Origin of the sequence: Thermomonospora echinospora (assembly GCF_900108175.1) — a bacterium.
In the GTDB taxonomy this organism is placed as follows: domain Bacteria; phylum Actinomycetota; class Actinomycetes; order Streptosporangiales; family Streptosporangiaceae; genus Thermomonospora; species Thermomonospora echinospora.
This window is the reverse complement of the sequence record NZ_FNVO01000005.1, coordinates 456,737-473,925: the sequence shown is the minus strand read 5'-3', so window position 1 is coordinate 473,925 and position 17,189 is coordinate 456,737. Positions and strand designations below refer to the sequence as shown.

Genomic DNA, 17,189 nt, shown 5'->3' with positions numbered 1-17,189 from the left:
GGCGTGGTACCGGCGCCTGTGGCCCGGCCCAGGTCCGGCTGCGGTCCGGTCACCTCGGCGATGCTGATCGGCTCCCGTTCGGCTCACCTGCGCCCGCGCACCGAGGCCGCCCGAGGGTGCGTCCACCACCCGCCCTGCGCCCCCGTCGAACTCTGTCATCCGATCGTATGAAGATCTGTTCATAGATGTACTTCAGCGGTTTCCCAGTGACCTGTCAACCCGCAGATTCCGGGAACGCGCGCCGGCGGATTGCCCGGCCCCGCCTCCGCGGTCCGGCGGGGCGGGGCCGTACGGCGTCGACCCACTCGGCAGGTCGCCTCTCCGTGCCGGTGGTGAGAGCAAGACCCGTCCGTCAGCGGGTCATCCCGTTCCGGTCGCCGGCCTGGCCGGTTGTGCTGTGTTTTCGGGTGGGTGCGTTGTGAGGTCGGGGACGGGCGTCAGCCGGTTTGTCCGGTCGAGGACGTACAGGGCGAGCGCGGAGATGACACCCGTCAGCGTGAGGGCGAGCCAGGGAAGGCCGGGCATGCCGATGGCCCGTCCGGCGTCGAGTGCGGCGCCGGACAGCAGATTTCCCGCTGCGATGCCGACCCCGGACAGGGTGCTGTAGAGCCCGTAGTAGGTGCCGACCATGCGTTCGCCACCCAGTGTGGTGATCGTGGCCATCTCGAACGGATAGACGATCATCGTGGCGAGGGTGAGCAGTGCCGCGGCGGCCATGATGGGGAGCAGGGCGAGCAGGTGGGCCGGCCAGCCGGGGGACGTCGCGGCGGTGCGCAGGAACGGAGCGGCGAGCGCCACGGGCACGAACGCCCCGGCCATGAGCACCAGCCCCCAGGTGATGGCCCGGGCCGGCCGCCAGTGCCGCTGGGCCCATCCGGTGACGCGGGCCTGGCCGGCGATGGTCAGCACACCGGAGATCACGAAGATGGCCGTGACGCCGGCCTGGCTCGCGGTGGTGCGCCGTACCTCCAGCGGCAGCCCGAGGTAGACCTGAAAATTGAGGATGTAGGAGCCGGCCATCGCGGCGGAGAACATCAGGAAGGCGCGGTTGGCCAGCGCCTCGCGCCAGTCGGCCAGCATCGTGCGCCGCGTGCCGGCGGCCCCGCCCGCCTGCGCTGGCAGCGCGCGGATCTGCGCGACCGTCAGGACGGCGAACATCAGGCCGGCGGTCAGGCACACCAGGCGGAAGGCCACGCCGTTCAGGACGAGCCCGATCAGCGGGCCGATCAGGATGCCCAGTTGGTAGAAGGCGTTGAACGCGGCGAACGCCTCGACCTTGCGGTCCCCCGCCCGGTGGGTGAGGTAGGCGCGGACGGCCGGGTTGAACAGGGCCCCGGCCAGGCCGGTGAGCGCCGAGGCGACGATGAGGACCGGCACCGAGCCCGCCACCCCGAGCAGCAGGAACGCGACGGTCCGCAGCGCGCAGCCCGCGACGATCATCGGCTTGCAGCCGAGCCGGTCGGCCAGACTGCCGCCGATCAGGAACATCCCCTGCTGGCTGAGGTTGCGCACGCCCAGGACCAGCCCGACCAGGGCCGCCGACAGGCCCAGGTTCCCCGACAGGTGCCCGGCCAGGTAGGGCATGAGCATGTAGAACCCGGTGTTGATGGTGAGCTGGTTGATCAGCAGGAGCCGGACCGGACGGTCGAACGAACGGGCCAGCGCCAGGGTGCTCAGCATGACCCGCTCCCGTTGCCGCCGGACGCGGGCCGGGAGCTCCCCAGCGGGTCGATGACGGTGGTGCAGCGCGTCCAGCGCACCGGCTCACGTTCGGACGGGTGGGCGATCTGGTCGGGGTCGGCCGCGGGAGGCGCTTCCAGCAGGCGGTTGGCGGCGCAGTAGTCGTCGTTGTAGACGGTGTCGAAGTAGCGGTGCGGGCCGTCGGGGAAGACCGCGGCGATGCGGGTGTGGCCGGGCAGTGTGCGGGCCAGCCAGGAGGCCACCAGGGCGACCGCTCCGACGCTCCAGCCGCCGGTGGCGTAGCGGAGCGCGGCCAGCCGCCGGCAGGTCCAGACCGCCTCGCCGGGGGCGACCCAGTGCACCTCGGAGAACGCCCCGTAGTCGACGTTGCGGGGGTGGACGCTGCTGCCCAGCCCGCGCATCAGCCGGGGCCGGGCGGGCTGCCCGAAGATCGTCGACCCGATCGTGTCGACTCCCACCAGCCGCAGGTCGGGATAGTAGCCGCGCAGCGCCCGGGACACCCCGGCGCTGTGGCCGCCGGTCCCGACACTGCACACCAGCACGTCGATGCGGCCGAGCTGCCCGGCGAGCTCGGCCGCCAGGCCCTGGTAGGCGGTGACGTTGTCGGGGTTGTTGTACTGGTCCGGCCAGTAGGCCCCCGGCGCCATCAGCGACTCGACCCGTTCCCGGCGCGCCTGCTGCCAGCCGCCGCGTGGGTGCGGCCGGTCGACCATCTCGATGCGCGCGCCGTAGGCGCCCAGCAGGTGACGCATCAGCGGCTCCATGCCGGGATCGGTGACCAGCGTCACCGGGTGGCCGTGGACGATCCCGGCCAACGCCAGGCCGAGACCGAAGGTGCCGCTGGTGGACTCCACGATCGGCGCGCCGGGCGCCAGGTCGCCCCGCCGGCGTGCCCGCTCGACGATGTGCAGCGCGGCACGGTCTTTGATCCCGCCGGGATTACCGCCTTCGAGCTTCGCCCAGAAGCCGCCCCCGCCCTCTATGAGCTCCGGTATCCACAGGACCGGGGTGTTCCCCACCACCCGTTCCGGCGTGTGACAGGTGGCGCCCGCCACCAGTTGACTCGGCGACGGCATGCCGAAGCCGGCGATCATCTCGGTCATCGTTCATCCCCGAACGTGTTCGTACGCCTCCTCGATCACTGCTCGCGGGCAGGCCGGAGCCAGGGCGCGCACGCCTCGTTCGGCATGGGCGTGGCCCTCGGCGCACCCGAGGAGGGCCGTCACGTACGGGAGATGGACAGCAGTTGGAGCAACGCGAGCCCGCCCGCACCCGGCCGGGCCGGGTCGGCGGCCCGTCCGGTCACCCAGGACACCAGGGGGAACGCGCAGGCGATCTGGTCCACCGAAAGCGTCCATGACGCCAGGGTGGGCGCGGGCATGAGGAACACGCCCGCGGGGGTCGTCGCCCCGCAGACGTGGTGGTCCTCATCGACCGGGGAATGCGGCGAGGGCTCCTCGGAGCGAGGCGCGGTGGCCTCGTCCGCCGACGGAGCCGCCGATCCAGGTGCGGGCGCCGAGGCCGTCGTCTGCTGGGAGGCCGCCGTCAGCCGGAAGGCGAGATGGTGGCCGGCGTGGAGGGTCGCGGCCATCGCGAGCAGGGCCACCAGCACGGTGACCAATGTTCCGCCGCGTCGCGGCGCCCACCGAGACGACAAGATCACACAATCAACGTACATCACTATCCGTGTTGAAACAGTAACAACGGGTGCAAGTCATCGTGCCCGGTCAGCCCCACGCGCCACGCCTGAACAGCGGGGATGCCGCCCTGGCGGGGCCGGGCCGCGCACACTGGAACCCTGGACACCGACGAGCGCCGGAGCCTGCGGGGGGTTTCGGCCGGACCGTGCCGGGAGGTTCGATGGCCCCGTCCAGGCGTGAGATGGTCGCCGGGTTAGGGGCGCTGGCCGCCTTTCCCGCGCCGAACCCGTCACCGGCCGCGGATCCGACGCCGGCTACGGTGCCGGTGGTCCCGGCCGGCGTTTCACCCGACCGGCTCGCCCGCGACGAGGGGTTCTGGCGTACCGTCGCACGGCAGTACCGGGTCAGCCCGGCCTTCACCAACCTGGAGAACGGCTACTACGGGATCATGCCCGAGCCGGTGCGCCACGCCTACCACCGCAACGTCGACCACCTCAACGAGCGCAACTCCCACCTGCTGCGCACCACCTACAAGGCCCAGGCCGACCAGATCAGGGAGCGTGTCGCCGCCGTCCTCGGCGCCTCCCGGGAGGAGATCGCCCTCACCCGCGGCGGCACCGAGGCCCTGCAGAACCTGATCGCCGGCTACAACCGGCTCCGGCCGGGCGACGCCGTCATGTACGCCGACCTCGACTACCACAGCGCGCAGTACGCCATGAACTGGCTGCGCGAGCGGCGCGGCGTACGCGTCGAGAAGATCACCGTCCCGGAACCCGCCACCCGCCAGGCGGTGCTGGACGCCTACGCCAGGGCGCTGCGCGACCACCCCGAGGTGAGGCTGCTCCTGCTCAGCCACATGAACAACCGCACCGGCCTGGTCGTACCGGTCCGCCAGATCGTCACGATGGCCCGGGACAGGGGCGTGGACGTGATCGTCGACGCCGCCCACTCCTGGGGCCAACTCGACTTCACCATCGACGACCTGGGAGCGGACTTCGCCGGGTTCTCCCTCCACAAGTGGATGGGAGTGCCGCTGGGAACCGGATTCCTCTACATCCGCCGCGGCCGCCTGGCGCACATCGACCCGGCCTTCGCCGACGAGACCCACCCCGCCGACGACATCCGCTCCCGGGTGCACTCCGGCACCCACAACGTCGCGCCCTTCCTCACCGTGCCCACCGCCCTGGACTTCCACCACGCCCTCGGCGCCCCGGCCAAGCAGGCACGCCTGCGCCATCTGCGCGACCGCTGGGTCCACCAGGTGCGCGACCTGCCCGGCCTGCAGATCCTCACCCCCGACGATCCCGCCATGTATGGGGCCATCACCGCGTTCCGGCTGGCCGGGCACACCTCCGAGGCCGACAACGTCACGATCGCCGAGCGCCTGTTCGACCGGTACAAGATCTTCACCGTGCACAAGGCCGGTCCCGCCAGGGGCGCCTGCGTCCGCGTCACCCCGGCGCTGTTCACCTCGGCCGACGACGTCGACCGCCTCGCCGCCGCCCTGCGCGACCTCACCCGGAGCCGGACCTCGTGATCACCTCCCGGGCGAAGTCGTCCGTGGAGGCGGACTTTCCCGCATCCGACGGCGGCGGCACCCCGGTGAACGACCCGTAGGCGGCCCTCGGTCCCGGGGAACCCTTTCCGAGGGCTCCCCGGCGCTCCGAGTCGGAAGGGTCAGACCCCGGCCTCTGCCTCGACTCCGGCCGGTGGAGCCGAGGTCGCCTTCGGCTCCCGGCGTCCGGGCATCCACCAGTTGGCCTTGCCGCACAGTTCCATCACCGCAGGGACGAGGACCATCCGGATGATGGAGGCGTCGATGAGCACGGCGACGGCCATGCCCAGCCCGCCCTGCTTAACTGAGACGTCGGGGCCGAGCAGGGAGGTGGTGAAGACGGCGATCATGATGGCGGCCGCGGCCGTGATGACCTTGGCGGTGCGCGCCAGCCCGCGGGTGACGGCCGTCCGGGTGTCGCCGGTGCGCCCGTACTCCTCACGGACCCGTGAGATCAGGAAGACCTCGTAGTCCATGGACAGGCCGAACAACACCGGGAACATCATCATCGGCACCCAGGCCGTGATCGGCATCTCGGTGGGGAAGCCGAGGGCCGGGCCCAGCCATCCCCACTGCACGACCGCGACGATCACCCCGTAGGCGGCGCCGATCGACAGCAGGTTCAGCACGGCGGCCTGCAGCGCGATCGTGACCGACCGGACCAGCGCGATCAGTAGCACCAGGGACAACGCGATGACGACCGCGATCATCAGGGGCAGCCGTGAGCCGACCTCCTCGGCGAAGTCGATCGTGCCGGCGTTGGGGCCGCCGACGTGGACCCCTTCGCCGCCGGGTGCCCTGGGCAGCACGTCGTCACGGAGCCTGTGCACCAGGTCCGCGGTCGCCTCCTCCTGGTACCCGGTCGTGGGGAAGGCCATGAAGGTCGCGGCCCGCCCGTCCTCGCTGATCCGAGGCGGGGTGACGTGGGCGATGCCCTCGGTCCTGCCGACCGCTTCGACGACGGGGCGCAGGTCGGCGTCCCGAGAGCCGACCCGAGTGGCGAAGATTAGGGGCGCGCCGTAGCCGGGACCGAAGCCCTCGGAGAGGATCTCGTACGAGATGTAGCTGCTCCTGTCGCGGGGCTGGACACTGGCGTCGGGCAGGCTCAGCCGCATCGACAGCGCGGGGGCGGCCAGCACCAGCAAGACCGCGACGGCCACGAGCGCGGCGACCAGCGGCCTGCGCTGCACCACACCGGCCCAGCGCTCGGCGGGAGTGCGGCGCTCCCGGGATGGGGCACCGCCGGCCCCCTGATGGCGGGACGCGCGACGGGGCAGGCGCAGCGCGTCGATCCGGTGGCCGGTGAAGCCCAGGAACGCCGGCAGCAGGGTCACCGCGGCGATCATCGTCACCAGCACGGTCACCGACGCGGCGACGGCCACGCCGGTCATCAGCCGTTGCCCCATGACGACCAGGCCCAGCAGCGCGATCACGACGGTCGTGCCCGCGAACAGCACCGCGTGACCCGCGGTGGTGATGGCCCGGACCGTGGCGCTCTCGGGCTCGTCGCCGTCCCGCAGGGCGTCCTTGTAGCGGGTCACGATGAACAGTGCGTAGTCGATGCCCACGCCGAGCCCGATCATCGCGGCGAGGACCACGGTGAAGTCCGGCGCGGGGACCACGTGCCCCACCAGCTTCATCAGGGCGATGCCGCCGAGGATCGCCAGCAGCGCGGTCACGATCGGCAGGCCCATCGCCACCAGCGACCCGAAGGCGACGAACAGGATCACCGCCGCCGCCAGGACACCCACGCTCTCGGCCGGCCCCTGCCCGGGCGTCTCGGCCTTCTCCGCCCGGTCCCCGCCCAGCCCCAGTGTCACGCCGTCGCCGGAGGCGTCCCGGACCGTGGTCACCAGGGGCTCGACCTCGCTCTTCTTCACCTCCTTGTCGGTCAGCGGGATGGTCGTACGGGCGATACGGCGATCCTGCGTCACCAGATCCTCGTCCTGGTACGGCGAGATCACCGGTCCGGTGACGGGTGAGGCGGCCAGTTCGGCGATGACCCTCTCGATCTTTTGCCGGGCGGCGGGGTCGTCGATGCCCCGGTCCGCCTTGATCGCGAGGGTCAGCGTGTCCCCCCGCTGCTCGGGGAAGTGCTTGTCGATCAGTTCCTGCGCCCTGGCGGACCCGGAGTCCCCGCCGGAGAAGTCGTTGTCGGAGGCGGCGCCATAGCCGAAGCCGGCGAACGCCACGGCGATCACGCCGGCGATCCAGGCCAGGAGGACCAGGCGGCGGCGCCGGTAACAGAACCGGGCCAGTCCCGCCAGGGCTCCCCCCGTACGGGGAGTTTCGGCCGTCATCATTTTCTCCTTGATTCTTTGCGCATTGCGCTCAATTGCGGGCTCTGGCCGATAGGGCGGATCGTGGGAGTCCGGTCATACGGCGATCCCGAGGACGACGATGGGCGGCGCGGGAGGTCAGTGGCCATGGCCCGGGCTGCCGTGGTGCGAGCCGCCGAATGGCGTGGTGACGCCGTCGTAGCGGAGCTGGAGCATCATGCCCTGATGCGCGTGGGGCAGATTGTGGCAGTGGTTCATCCAGATTCCGGGATTCGCGGCGCGGAATGCGACCTCCCATTTCTCGCCCGGCCGGACGTCGAAGGTGTCCACCCACAGCGGACTGCCCCTCGACGGTGTCCCGTCCCTGGACAGAATCAGCACGGGATGGCCGTGCAGATGCCAGGGATGCGTTTCCAGGCTCCGGTTGACGACCGTGAACCGGACGATGTCGCCTTCGGTGACGAGCTGGTCGGGGATGGCGGGGTGGCCCCGGCCGTTGACGGTGTGCGCATACGCCGGGCGACCGTCGACCATGGCCACTCCGCGGTCGAGGACCATGGTGAAGTGCCGGTCGGCGTTGCGGGCGTCGAAGGGCACGGCGGCCGGAGTCCCGTACCGCAGCAGGTCGAGCTCGGGCAGGCCGGAGGTGTCCTCGACGCGCGCCTCACCGGGGGCACCGCCCTGCGGGCGCAGGCGCACTCCGCCGTCACGATCGTCGTCGATGACGAGCGCCACGGACGTGTCCGGCATACGGAACACCAGGTCGTACCGGCCGCCTGCGGGCAGGCGCAGCCCGACGTCGCCGACCTCGCCGGGCCGGTTGAGGTCCCGGCCGTCGACGGCCACCACCCGGAACGGGGTTCCGGTGAGGACGATCCGGTGCGGATCCGAGTCGGTGTTGATCAATCGCAGCCGCACGGGCGCACCGGGTGGCGCGGGGTGTTCGGTCCGGCCGTCCCCGCCTGCGATCACGACGGTGCCGTCGAAGGTGTGCACGGGCAGGGTCAGGTCCACCTGCTCCGCCGCGGAGTGCTCGTCGGCTCGCCGTCCGTCGCGCGGTTTCACGACGAGGGTTCCGTACAACCCCTTGCGTACGCCGACGTGGGACGCGTGATGGGTGTGGTACCAGTAGGTGCCCGCCTGGTCGGCGCGGAACCGGTAGACGAAGTCCTCACCGGGTCCCACAGCCCGCTGGGTCACACCCGGCGCGCCGTCCTCGCCGCACGGTACGTCGTAGCCGTGCCAGTGCAGGGTCACGCCGTCCCCGATGTCGGTGTTGTGCAGCCGCACTTCGATCAGGTCGCCCTGGGTCGCGGTGATCGCCGGACCGGGGACCTGGCCGTTGTAGGTCCACGCGTCGATCCGGCGTCCGGACGGGAGCTGCACGGTGGCCTTCTTCGCGGTGAGCACATGCCGCCGCACGATGCCCCCCGGCGCCGGTGAGCCGGAGCCCCGCAGGCCGGCCACTGACACGGCCGCCCGGGACGTGCGTCCGGGGCCGCCTCCCGTGGTCACCGATTCGGCGGGGAGGAACGACAGCCCGGTGCCGGCACCGGCCGCGGTCACTGCGACCGCGCCGCCGGTCCAGCCGATGAACCGGCGGCGTGAGATCGCGCTTCGGCCCTCCGGTGCCCGCGCGGCGCCCGCCTCGGCGTCTCCTCCGGGGACGGACCCCACGGTCCCCAGGACTTCGCCCGAAGGACGGCCATGGGCGTTCTCGGCGGGGGGCGCGACCACTCGCGCGGTCAGCAGCGCACCGGCGCACACGAGCGAGATCGTGATCAAGGCCGTGCTCACGGTGAGCGGGTACCCGACCAGGAAGGTCACCGCGAGACCGGCCAGCGCCGCGTAAGCCGCGGTGAACACCGAGATCACGCCGCCCGCCGACCCGCCGTCGCCCCGCCCCCGCGTCGCCGCGAACAGCCGCGGGCCGGCGAGCAGCACGGCGACGGCCCCGGCGGCCCCCAGCATCGGCAGCCCCAGGAGCACCTTCTCCTGGACGAACCACCAGCCCCGGCCGGCCAGGATCGCCACGGTGACGACCCGGGCGAGCGTCACGAGCACCGCCGCGACGAGGGCGGCGAGCGCCGACCGGGCGCGCCGCAGCGCCAGCGTGACCCCGGCCGCAAACCAGGTGGCCGCGCTCAGCAGCGCGACGCCATGGTCCAGGGCAATCCACAGCCCGGTGGTCATGGTGCCTGCCCGGTGGGCGCGGCCGCCCTGGACGGCTGCCGGGCCTGGCGGACGAGCATCACGGCCACCGCCAGGATGGCCAGGCCGTTGACCGCGTGCAGGCCGAAGACGAGCTCGCCGGCGGCCGTGCTGCCGCCGGTGTCATCGAACGCCTTGGCGATCCCCCGGATCACGACCTGGACGACCGCGAGCCCGGCGACCAGGCCGCTCATCCCGATGATCCGTCCGGGCATCCGGGCCGCCGCGGCGGCGACGGTCGCCAGGACCGCGAGCAGGATGATCCCGTAGCCCAGCGCGCGGTGCGGCTGGAAGGACTCGTCGTTGGGCGCGGTGTCGAACGCGCCGGCCGCGGCCAGGAAGAACTGGGCGACCACGGCCAGCGTCAGCAGGGCCGCCAGGCCGGTGAAGGATCTACGCATGGCGCGCTCCGCGAGAGGGGTGAGGGTGATCGTTCATGGCGGCGATCGTCGCGCCGATGCGGCGGCCGTGGCCTCGGACCGCGGACGGCGGCGGCTACGCAGTCGGGCGTAGCCGGACCGGGTTCCGCTACGCCCGTCGACGTAGCAGGTCACGCGTTCGGGCGGAGCCTCGTCCGCGCGCCGGAACTGTACGATCACGGCATGGAACGCCGCGCCGGACCGTTCCCCCTGCGTGCGGCGGTGCAGGACGTGGTGCTCGCGCTCTTCGTCACCGTGATGCAGGTGCAGGGCACGGTCGCCCGCGCCGCCGCCGAGGGGGCACCGCGTCCGCTCACCGACTTCGGAAACCTCGGCTTCACGCTGCTGGTGGTGAGCGGCCTGGTGGTGGCCGTCCGCCGCCGGTGGCCGGTACCGGTGTTCGTCACCACCGCACTCGCCGGCCTGGTGTACTACGGGCTCGACTTCCCGGACGGGCCGGCCTGGATCGGGCTCTTCGTCTCCCTGTACACCCTCGCCGCCTATGGTGACGGGCGCCGGTCACTGGTGATCGCCGGCGCGGGCATCGCGGTGCTGGCCGCCGGGTGGCTGGTGGCGGCGGCCGACATCGAGCCGCGCGCCGCCATCGGCTGGGTGTTCTTCCGCATCGGCGTGTCGGTTCTGAGCGCGGCTCTCGGCGAGTCCGTCCGGTCCCGGCGGGTCATCGCGGCCGAAGCCCAGGAACGCGCGGAACTGGCCGAACGGACCCGCGAGGAGGAGGCGCGCGCACGGGTCGACGCCGAACGGCTCCGGATCGCGCGCGAGGTCCACGACACCGTCGCGCACGCCATCGCGATCATCAACGTGCAGGCCGGGGTCACCGCGCACGTGCTCGACAAGCGGCCCGAACAGGCGCGCGAGGCGCTGCGGGCCATCGAGCAGACCAGTTCCCGGGCGCTGCGGGAGATGCGCGCCATCCTCGGCGTGCTCCGTGACGACAACGACGGCCGCGCGCCGCACCCCGGCCTGGAACAGATCGACGAACTCACCGCCAAGGCACGCGAAGCCGGGCTGGACGTCACGCTCCAGGCGACCGAGCCCCCGACGCCGCTGCCGAGCGCGGTGGGCGGTGCCGCCTACCGGATCCTCCAGGAGTCGATCACCAATGTGATCCGGCACGTCGGCCCGACCCGGGTGACGGTCGCACTGAACCCGGGGATCGACGTCCTGGAGATCCGGGTGACCGACGAGGGCCGCCGCACCGGCTCCGGTGACGGCCGTGCGGATCGGCCGCCCGGCAACGGCGTGGACACGCCGGCCAAGCCCGGCCGCGGAATCCTGGGCATGCGCGAACGCTGCCGGCTGCTCGGCGGGGAGCTCGACGCCGGGCCGCTTCCGGGCGGAGGGTTCGAGGTCACCGCCCGGCTGCCGCTCGCACCGACCGGGGCGCGGCTGTGAACACGGCGTCCGCGGAACCGCCGGCCACCGCTGCGATCAGGGTGCTGCTCGCCGACGACGAGGGGCTGGTGCGCTCGGGGTTCAAAGTGCTGCTCGACCTCGAAGACGACATCACCGTGGTCGCGGAGGCGGCCGACGGCGCCGAAGCCGTCGAGCGCGCCCGCGCCGCCCGCCCCGACGTCGTCCTCATGGACATCCGCATGCCGAAGCTGGACGGAATCCAGGCCACAGCCGAGATCACCCGGATGCGCGGGCTGGAGGGCGTCCGGATCCTCATCCTCACCACCTACGACACCGACGCCCACGTCTTCGAGGCGCTGCAGGCCGGCGCCAGCGGCTTTCTGCTCAAGGACGCCGGGCCGGCCGAGCTCCTGCACGCCATCCGGGTGGTCGCCGCGGGGGAGGCCCTGCTCGCGCCGCGGATCACCAGACGCCTGATCGGCCAGTTCACCGCGCGGCGCACCGCGGCCAAGTCCGCACAGGACCGGCTGGCCGTGCTCACCGAGCGCGAGCGGGAGGTGCTGGCCCTGGTGGGGCAGGGCCTGAGCAACCAGGAGATCGGCGCCGAACTGTTCCTCAGCCCGGCCACCGCGCGCACCCATGTCAGCCGCGCGATGGCGAAACTGGGTGCGCGCGACCGTGCGCAACTGGTCGTCATCGCCTACCGGACAGGACTGGTCAGCCCGGACGAATGACCGCGCAGCGCACTACGACACGGCCTGCGGTGCCAGGGACGCCAGGGCGATGTGCGGCCGTCCCGTCAGGGGGTGGACGTCCACATGCGCCCGTACACCGAAGACCTCCTCGATGAAGGCCGGCGTGAGCACGTCCAACGGCGGGCCGTGACCCACGACGCGGCCTTTGGACAGGACGACCACATGGTCGGCGTAGGCGGCGGCATGGTCGAGGTCGTGGAGTGCGGCCAGGACGGTGAGGCCCAGAGAACGCACCAGGTCGAGGAGGTCGAGCTGGGCGCGTACGTCCAGGTGGTTGGTCGGCTCGTCCAGAACGAGCAGGGGGGCCTGCTGGGCGAGGGCGCGCGCCAGCAGGACGCGTTGCCGCTCGCCGCCGGAGAGGGTCGAGACGAGACGGTCCGCCGCCCAGCGCATGCCGACCCGGTCGAGGCAGTGTTCGACGATGGCGCGGTCGGTCTCGTTCTCGCGTTCCAGCAGGCGCTTGTGGGGAATCCGGCCGGTGGTCACGAGCTCGGTCACGGAGAAGTCGACGTCCGCGTCGGAGTGCTGGGTGAGCACCGCGCGGTGGCGGGCCGCCCGGCGGGCCGGCATGCCCCACAGGTCGGCGCCGTCCAGCCGTACGACGCCGCCGGTCGGGCGCAGCGCCCGGTAGACGGTGCGCAGCAACGTGGACTTGCCGCTGCCGTTGGGGCCGATAAGGGCGACGAAGTCGCCCGGGGCGGCCGACAGGTGGACGTCGGTGAGGATCGGCCGGGAGTCGATCTCGGCATCGATGCCGGTGAGGTCGAGACGCATCAGGTCCTCCGTGCGGAACGGCGGCGCAGCAGCCACAGGAAGAAGGGCACGCCGAGCCCGGTGGTGAAGACGCCGACCGGCAGTTCCTCGGGCCGGTGGGCGGTGCGGGCGGCCAGGTCGACCAGGACGAGGAACACGGCCCCGGACAGCATCGCCACCGGCAGCAGCCGGCGGTGGTCGGGGCCGACGATGAGGCGGGCCATGTGCGGCACCATCAGCCCGACGAAGCCGATGCCGCCGGCGACGCTGACCATGGTGGCGGTGAGCAGCGAGCCGATCACCAGCAGCGCGATCCGCTGGGCGTGCACCGGCACGCCGAGCCCGGCGGCGGTGTCCTCCCCGGCCAGCAGGGCGTTCAGGGCGCGCGCCTGCACCATCAGGTAGGCCAGGCAGACCGCGATCACGGCGGCGGGAACGCCGAGCTGCTGCCAGGTCGCGCCGGCCACGCTGCCCATCAGCCAGAACATGACGCCCTGCAGTTCGCTCGGGTCGAGCTGGAGCTGGGCGTAGGTGGTGGCGGCGGCGCACAAGTAGCCGACCGCCACCCCGACCAGGAGCAGCCACGAGTCCAGCAGGCGCCCGCCGCGCTGGGCGAGCAGGTAAACGACCAGGACGGTCAGCAGGGCAGTGGTGAACGCCGCGCCGGTGACGCCGAGCCCGCCGAGCCCGCCGAGGGCGGCGGTGCCGGCCGCGGTGACCAGGACGGCGCCCAGCGAGGCCCCGGAGGACACGCCCAGCACGTACGGGTCGGCCAGCGGGTTGCGCACCAGCGCCTGGAAGACGACTCCGGCGACGCTGAGGCCGGCCCCGACCAGCGCGGCCAGCAGGACGCGAGGGGTGCGGATGTCCCACACCACCTGGTCGTGCAGCGGATCGGCGGTCTCCGCGCGTCCGGTCAGGTGGGCGCCGACGACCTCCCAGACGGAGCTCAGCGGCAGGTGGACCGAGCCGAGCGAGATGGCGAGCAGGGAGGCGAGGAGCCAGGCCGCGGCCAGGGCGGAGATGAGCAGTCCGGTCGCGGGGGCCGGCACCAGGTGCGGTCCCCGGTACCGCGGTGCAGGTACCGATTCCGTGGTCATTTCCGTGGTCATCGGTGCATCACCTGGGCCAGCCGCTCGACCGCCACGGCGTTGAGCGGTCCGAGGTAGACGCTGTCGGAGACGACCGTGAACGTCCTGGTCTTGGCTGCGTTCCAGTGCGGGAACTGGGCGAACAGCTTCGTGGCCTCGGCCTCGGGCCGCTCGGCGGGGGTGTACCGGCCGACCACGAGGACGTCGACCTGGGCGGTGGCCAACTGTTCCTTGGTGAGGGTGCGGGTGGTCTCCTCGCCGCGGCCGGCGAAGGCGTTGACGCCGCCCGCGGCCGTGACGATGTCGTCGTAGATGCCGCCGGTCATCACGGCGGGCAGCCCGTTGGCGTTCATCGCCGCCATGCCCGGGTACACGATCAGCACCTTCTTGGGCGGTCGGCCGGCGACCCTGGTGCGGACCGCGTCGATCCGCGCGCGGATCCGGCCGATCAGCTCGACCGCCCGCTGCTGGACGTCGAAGACCCGGCCGAGCAGGGCGATGAACTCCAGTGAGGAGTTGGTCGACTGGTTCTTGAGGGCCCGCTTCTCCTCGGGGGTGGCCTCGGGCTTGCCCAGCGCGCAGTTGGCCGGATTGACCAGCGTCTGGATCCCGGCGGCGGCCAGCCGCTCGCGGGTGGCGAACCCCTTCTTGGCGTCGAACCCACCCGACCAGGTGGAGATCACCAGGTCGGGCTTGGCCGCCAGGACCTGTTCGGCGGGCACGTCGAAGTTGCCGTTGGTGCTCAGGCCGCCCGTCGGCAGCGCCTTGATGGCCGCGACCATCGAGGGATCGTCGGAGACGCCGTAGGACTGCGCGTTGGCGATGACGCTCTTGCCCAGGCCGAGCGCGAGGAGGCTTTCCACCTCACCCACCGAGGCGCCGTTGAGGATCAGCACGCGGCGCGGGGGCTGCGAGAACGTGAGCTTTTGGCCGCAGTTGTCCAGGGTGAGCGGATAGGACGTCCGCTGTGCCGGGCCGAAGGACGGTGTGCGGCCTTCCGCGCTGGTGGGGGGTGAACCTCCGCAGGCGGTCAGGGACGAGGCGAGCGCCAAGGCCACGACGCCCGGCGCACAGCGGCGGGTCCGGGATTGCGAGATCACAGGTTGTTCCTCCACGGCAGGTGGAGGAGTCGTCGGCGAACGAACGCGGCCGGATCACCCGTACGGATGTCTCGGGCGCGACGCCGGGAACGACCGCGCGCACGGCACGGCGTTCGACGACTCCCGGGAGTACGAGGGAACGCGTACGAGCCGGGCGGCGTGCATCGCCCCCGGCCCTCGGCCGCCCAGGAACGTCAGGCCGTCCTCACCGCATGACGGGAAGCGCGGTGGCCGGCGGCCTGATGGTCCCAGGGCGACCGGACGCCGGCGGTCCCCGCCCGACCACGCTGTGACGGAGCACCGCGACCACGGGCCGGGGCCGTGTCCAGAACCAGACCGACGGACGGGACGGGTCGCCGGGCGCGGCGTACCCGATCAGGAGCAGCAGGGGCCGCAGCACCCATAGGGCCAGTTGCCGGGCCAGGCCGCAGAGTCTGGCCTCCCCGTACTCCAGCCACCATGCCGTGACGAGCACCGACACCGTGTGCATGAGGAACATGGCCAGCCCCGGCGAGCCGCCGTGATGAGGCGCGGCGACCGCGGGGTCCGGGAACGGCGCCGGCGCCGTCTCGGCGGCCGACCGCGTCAGCAGGACGTGCAGGACGACCTGGGAGAGCGCGACCGCCGGCAGGATCGTCGCGAGGGTGCGCTCGCGTGCGGTCAGCAGCAGGCCCGGGACGAAGATGATCAGGAATCCGAGCAGCAGGGTCGGCGGGTCGACGGCGCCGCCGCCGATCAGGTGCCCTGCCGCGGCCAGCCCGGCGCAGGACGCGGCGAACGCCGCCGCGCGCAACCAGCGCACCACCGACCGGAGCCCCATGACGCTCGCAATCCTTCCACAGCTCCTTGACCGACAACGGCCGTTCTCTGGCCTGTTGCGGTCACCGGTGCGGCCTGCCCAGGCGGCCGCCGCACACCGGCAGCCGGTTCACGCCGCCTTCGCCGGAGGCCGCAGGGCGGCGGCCATTTTCGGTCGGGCTCACATGTATTCCCGCGCCCTGGGGTGCTGAGGTGCCGTGGAACGCGGCGATCTTGGCTCATGCTCGATCAACTCTGTTGATGCCCGGTCGGTCGAGTGGTTCACCGGGCTGTCCCTGCCGGAATTCATGACGTTGGCGGCCACGGTGCGGGCCCGGACCGGCGACGGCGCCGACCGCGGGCGGACAGGCCGGCCCTGGGCGCTCTCCCTAGTCGACCGGATCCTGCTGGTGGCCTGCTACTACCGCTCGAACGCGAGCGTTCGGCAACTGGCCGTCCTGTTCGGAGTGACGCATTCGGCGGTGGGCCGCACGATCAAGCGGCTCGGCCCCCATCTGGCGCTGCAGCCCGTGCCGCACCTGCGCCTGCGGACCAGCGAACTGCTGGTCACAGGCAGAGCCGGGGAGGTCGAGGCCGCGCCGGGGCACGGCAGGCGGAAGGAGCAGCTGCGGATGGTCATCAACGTCGGAACCCGCCTGGTCCTGGCGGCCGACGGTCCGCGGGTCCGGGACGCCGGGGCCCGTGAAAAGTGTTCCCCTAACGAGACATCAGGGGATTGTGGTTCCTGACCGGACGCTGCGCCGTATCGGAACCGTGACGGCGGGCATCCGGGTGCCTCAGCGCTGGGTCCGCCCGGCTGCTGCGCCCGGCGCTGCCGGGGGAGATGAAGAGGACCGTTCCGGCCGAGCCGTACCAGGATTTCTGGAAGGACACCGGGTACGGACTCGGCCTGGATAAAGCGGCGGTTGCCCTGCGGAGACGTGGTCTGGGTCCACGGCGGCGGCTGAATATGCTGAGCTCATGTGGATCCCCGATGCCATGGCCCGCTCCCGGGCTCGGACGCCGGTTTCGAGGGATGCGGGATGCTGACCGCCTCCCGCAGGGCACCGGGCGACGGCCGGCCGGGAAAGCGGCCGCATCCGGGGGCGTCGGCTCTCCTGGCCCGAGGTTGCTGGGGTGCGGCCCTGCTCGTTGCTCCGGGGCTCCTGCTGCGGGCGTCGGCCGGTCGGCCCACGAGCCCCGCCGACCGGTGGGTGCTGCGCGTCCTGGGCCTTCGGCACCTGGTACAGGCCGGGTTGTACGTGCGGCATCCGACCCCGGTCGCGTGCGCGGTGGGCGGTGCCGTCGACGTGCTGCACGTCGCCAGTTGCCTGGCGGTGGCACCGTTCGCCTCGCGATGGCGCCGACCGGCGCTCGCCGATGCGGTGGTCGAGAGCGCCCTGACCGTATCGACGATCAGGGGCCTCCGGCCCGAGCGGTCCTCCTCGGGGGAGTGAGGGTTTTCCGCACCGGGCCGGGGTGATCCCCGGCTCCATGGATTCCGGGTCAT

The 17,189-nt window shown here is 72.3% G+C and carries 15 protein-coding genes; 5 read left to right on the top strand and 10 right to left on the bottom strand.

Annotated elements, in window-relative coordinates; all coding sequences use genetic code 11:
* Nucleotides 1–360 precede the first annotated feature (360 nt).
* The 3 genes from C4U03_RS15270 to C4U03_RS15260 all read right to left on the bottom strand — a co-directional run bounded on the left by C4U03_RS15270 (nucleotide 361) and on the right by C4U03_RS15260 (nucleotide 3,364).
* Nucleotides 361–1,680 carry an MFS transporter gene (locus C4U03_RS15270; RefSeq protein ID WP_103938395.1) on the bottom strand — a complete coding sequence of 440 codons (1,320 nt, stop codon included), beginning with the start codon at nucleotides 1,678–1,680 and terminating at the stop codon, nucleotides 361–363.
* Nucleotides 1,674–2,804 carry a PLP-dependent cysteine synthase family protein gene (locus C4U03_RS15265; RefSeq protein WP_103938394.1) on the bottom strand — a complete coding sequence of 377 codons (1,131 nt, stop codon included), beginning with the start codon at nucleotides 2,802–2,804 and terminating at the stop codon, nucleotides 1,674–1,676. Before C4U03_RS15265 ends, C4U03_RS15270 begins: the two co-directional genes overlap by 7 nt.
* Nucleotides 2,805–2,923: 119 nt before the next feature.
* The gene (locus C4U03_RS15260; RefSeq protein WP_146087388.1) at nucleotides 2,924–3,364 is read right to left on the bottom strand and encodes a hypothetical protein; all 441 of its coding nucleotides are present in this window, start codon (nucleotides 3,362–3,364) and stop codon (nucleotides 2,924–2,926) included.
* Nucleotides 3,365–3,660: 296 nt separating this feature from the next.
* On the opposite strand from C4U03_RS15260, the gene C4U03_RS15255 reads away from it, so the two are divergent.
* On the top strand, nucleotides 3,661–4,878 hold the full coding sequence (locus C4U03_RS15255) for an aminotransferase class V-fold PLP-dependent enzyme (protein ID WP_235017879.1): 1,218 nt from the start codon (nucleotides 3,661–3,663) through the stop codon (nucleotides 4,876–4,878).
* 140 nt (nucleotides 4,879–5,018) lie between these two features.
* Here C4U03_RS15255 and C4U03_RS15250 read toward each other — a convergent pair whose 3' ends face one another.
* The 3 genes from C4U03_RS15250 to C4U03_RS15240 form a co-directional block, all read right to left on the bottom strand.
* The gene (locus C4U03_RS15250) at nucleotides 5,019–7,196 is read right to left on the bottom strand and encodes an MMPL family transporter (RefSeq protein ID WP_200827245.1); all 2,178 of its coding nucleotides are present in this window, start codon (nucleotides 7,194–7,196) and stop codon (nucleotides 5,019–5,021) included.
* 117 nt (nucleotides 7,197–7,313) lie between these two features.
* Nucleotides 7,314–9,368 (bottom strand): multicopper oxidase family protein, encoded by a 2,055-nt coding sequence (locus tag C4U03_RS15245; RefSeq protein WP_103938390.1) that lies wholly within the window; start codon nucleotides 9,366–9,368, stop codon nucleotides 7,314–7,316.
* Nucleotides 9,365–9,787, bottom strand: a complete 423-nt coding sequence (locus C4U03_RS15240) for a DUF6220 domain-containing protein (protein ID WP_103938389.1) — start codon at nucleotides 9,785–9,787, stop codon at nucleotides 9,365–9,367. Before C4U03_RS15240 ends, C4U03_RS15245 begins: the two co-directional genes overlap by 4 nt.
* Before the next feature lie 201 nt (nucleotides 9,788–9,988).
* On the opposite strand from C4U03_RS15240, the gene C4U03_RS15235 reads away from it, so the two are divergent.
* Both C4U03_RS15235 and C4U03_RS15230 read left to right on the top strand, forming a co-directional pair.
* On the top strand, nucleotides 9,989–11,221 hold the full coding sequence (locus C4U03_RS15235; protein WP_103938388.1) for a sensor histidine kinase: 1,233 nt from the start codon (nucleotides 9,989–9,991) through the stop codon (nucleotides 11,219–11,221).
* Entirely contained in the window at nucleotides 11,218–11,916 is a 699-nt protein-coding gene (locus C4U03_RS15230; RefSeq protein WP_103938387.1) for a response regulator, read from the top strand. Before C4U03_RS15235 ends, C4U03_RS15230 begins: the two co-directional genes overlap by 4 nt.
* Nucleotides 11,917–11,928: 12 nt before the next feature.
* Here C4U03_RS15230 and C4U03_RS15225 read toward each other — a convergent pair whose 3' ends face one another.
* The 4 genes from C4U03_RS15225 to C4U03_RS15210 form a co-directional block, all read right to left on the bottom strand.
* Entirely contained in the window at nucleotides 11,929–12,711 is a 783-nt protein-coding gene (locus tag C4U03_RS15225) for an ABC transporter ATP-binding protein (RefSeq protein ID WP_103938386.1), read from the bottom strand.
* The gene (locus C4U03_RS15220; protein ID WP_235017878.1) at nucleotides 12,711–13,742 is read right to left on the bottom strand and encodes a FecCD family ABC transporter permease; all 1,032 of its coding nucleotides are present in this window, start codon (nucleotides 13,740–13,742) and stop codon (nucleotides 12,711–12,713) included. The genes C4U03_RS15225 and C4U03_RS15220 overlap by 1 nt, the downstream gene beginning before the upstream one ends.
* Before the next feature lie 56 nt (nucleotides 13,743–13,798).
* The gene (locus tag C4U03_RS15215) at nucleotides 13,799–14,881 is read right to left on the bottom strand and encodes an ABC transporter substrate-binding protein (protein WP_200827244.1); all 1,083 of its coding nucleotides are present in this window, start codon (nucleotides 14,879–14,881) and stop codon (nucleotides 13,799–13,801) included.
* A gap of 205 nt (nucleotides 14,882–15,086) precedes the next feature.
* Nucleotides 15,087–15,701 (bottom strand): hypothetical protein, encoded by a 615-nt coding sequence (locus C4U03_RS15210; RefSeq protein ID WP_103938384.1) that lies wholly within the window; start codon nucleotides 15,699–15,701, stop codon nucleotides 15,087–15,089.
* A 196-nt stretch (nucleotides 15,702–15,897) separates the two neighbouring features.
* Between C4U03_RS15210 and C4U03_RS42950 the strand changes: the two genes are divergently transcribed.
* Both C4U03_RS42950 and C4U03_RS39930 read left to right on the top strand, forming a co-directional pair.
* Nucleotides 15,898–16,428: a helix-turn-helix domain-containing protein gene (locus C4U03_RS42950; RefSeq protein WP_103938383.1), complete on the top strand. Its 531-nt coding sequence runs from the start codon at nucleotides 15,898–15,900 to the stop codon at nucleotides 16,426–16,428.
* A 294-nt stretch (nucleotides 16,429–16,722) separates the two neighbouring features.
* On the top strand, nucleotides 16,723–17,136 hold the full coding sequence (locus C4U03_RS39930) for a hypothetical protein (RefSeq protein ID WP_146087387.1): 414 nt from the start codon (nucleotides 16,723–16,725) through the stop codon (nucleotides 17,134–17,136).
* The last annotated feature ends 53 nt before the right edge of the window (nucleotides 17,137–17,189 follow it).

What these genes read in the sequence shown, in the direction of transcription:
- C4U03_RS15245 (WP_103938390.1), bottom strand. Translation starts at nt 9,368, where the DNA reads ATGACCACCGGGCTGTGGATTGCCCTGGACCATGGCGTCGCGCTGCTG.
- C4U03_RS15235 (WP_103938388.1), top strand. Translation starts at nt 9,989, where the DNA reads ATGGAACGCCGCGCCGGACCGTTCCCCCTGCGTGCGGCGGTGCAGGAC.
- C4U03_RS15250 (WP_200827245.1), bottom strand. Translation starts at nt 7,196, where the DNA reads ATGACGGCCGAAACTCCCCGTACGGGGGGAGCCCTGGCGGGACTGGCC.
- C4U03_RS15225 (WP_103938386.1), bottom strand. Translation starts at nt 12,711, where the DNA reads ATGCGTCTCGACCTCACCGGCATCGATGCCGAGATCGACTCCCGGCCG.
- C4U03_RS15240 (WP_103938389.1), bottom strand. Translation starts at nt 9,787, where the DNA reads ATGCGTAGATCCTTCACCGGCCTGGCGGCCCTGCTGACGCTGGCCGTG.
- C4U03_RS15210 (WP_103938384.1), bottom strand. Translation starts at nt 15,701, where the DNA reads ATGGGGCTCCGGTCGGTGGTGCGCTGGTTGCGCGCGGCGGCGTTCGCC.
- C4U03_RS15270 (WP_103938395.1), bottom strand. Translation starts at nt 1,680, where the DNA reads ATGCTGAGCACCCTGGCGCTGGCCCGTTCGTTCGACCGTCCGGTCCGG.
- C4U03_RS15265 (WP_103938394.1), bottom strand. Translation starts at nt 2,804, where the DNA reads ATGACCGAGATGATCGCCGGCTTCGGCATGCCGTCGCCGAGTCAACTG.
- C4U03_RS39930 (WP_146087387.1), top strand. Translation starts at nt 16,723, where the DNA reads ATGCTGACCGCCTCCCGCAGGGCACCGGGCGACGGCCGGCCGGGAAAG.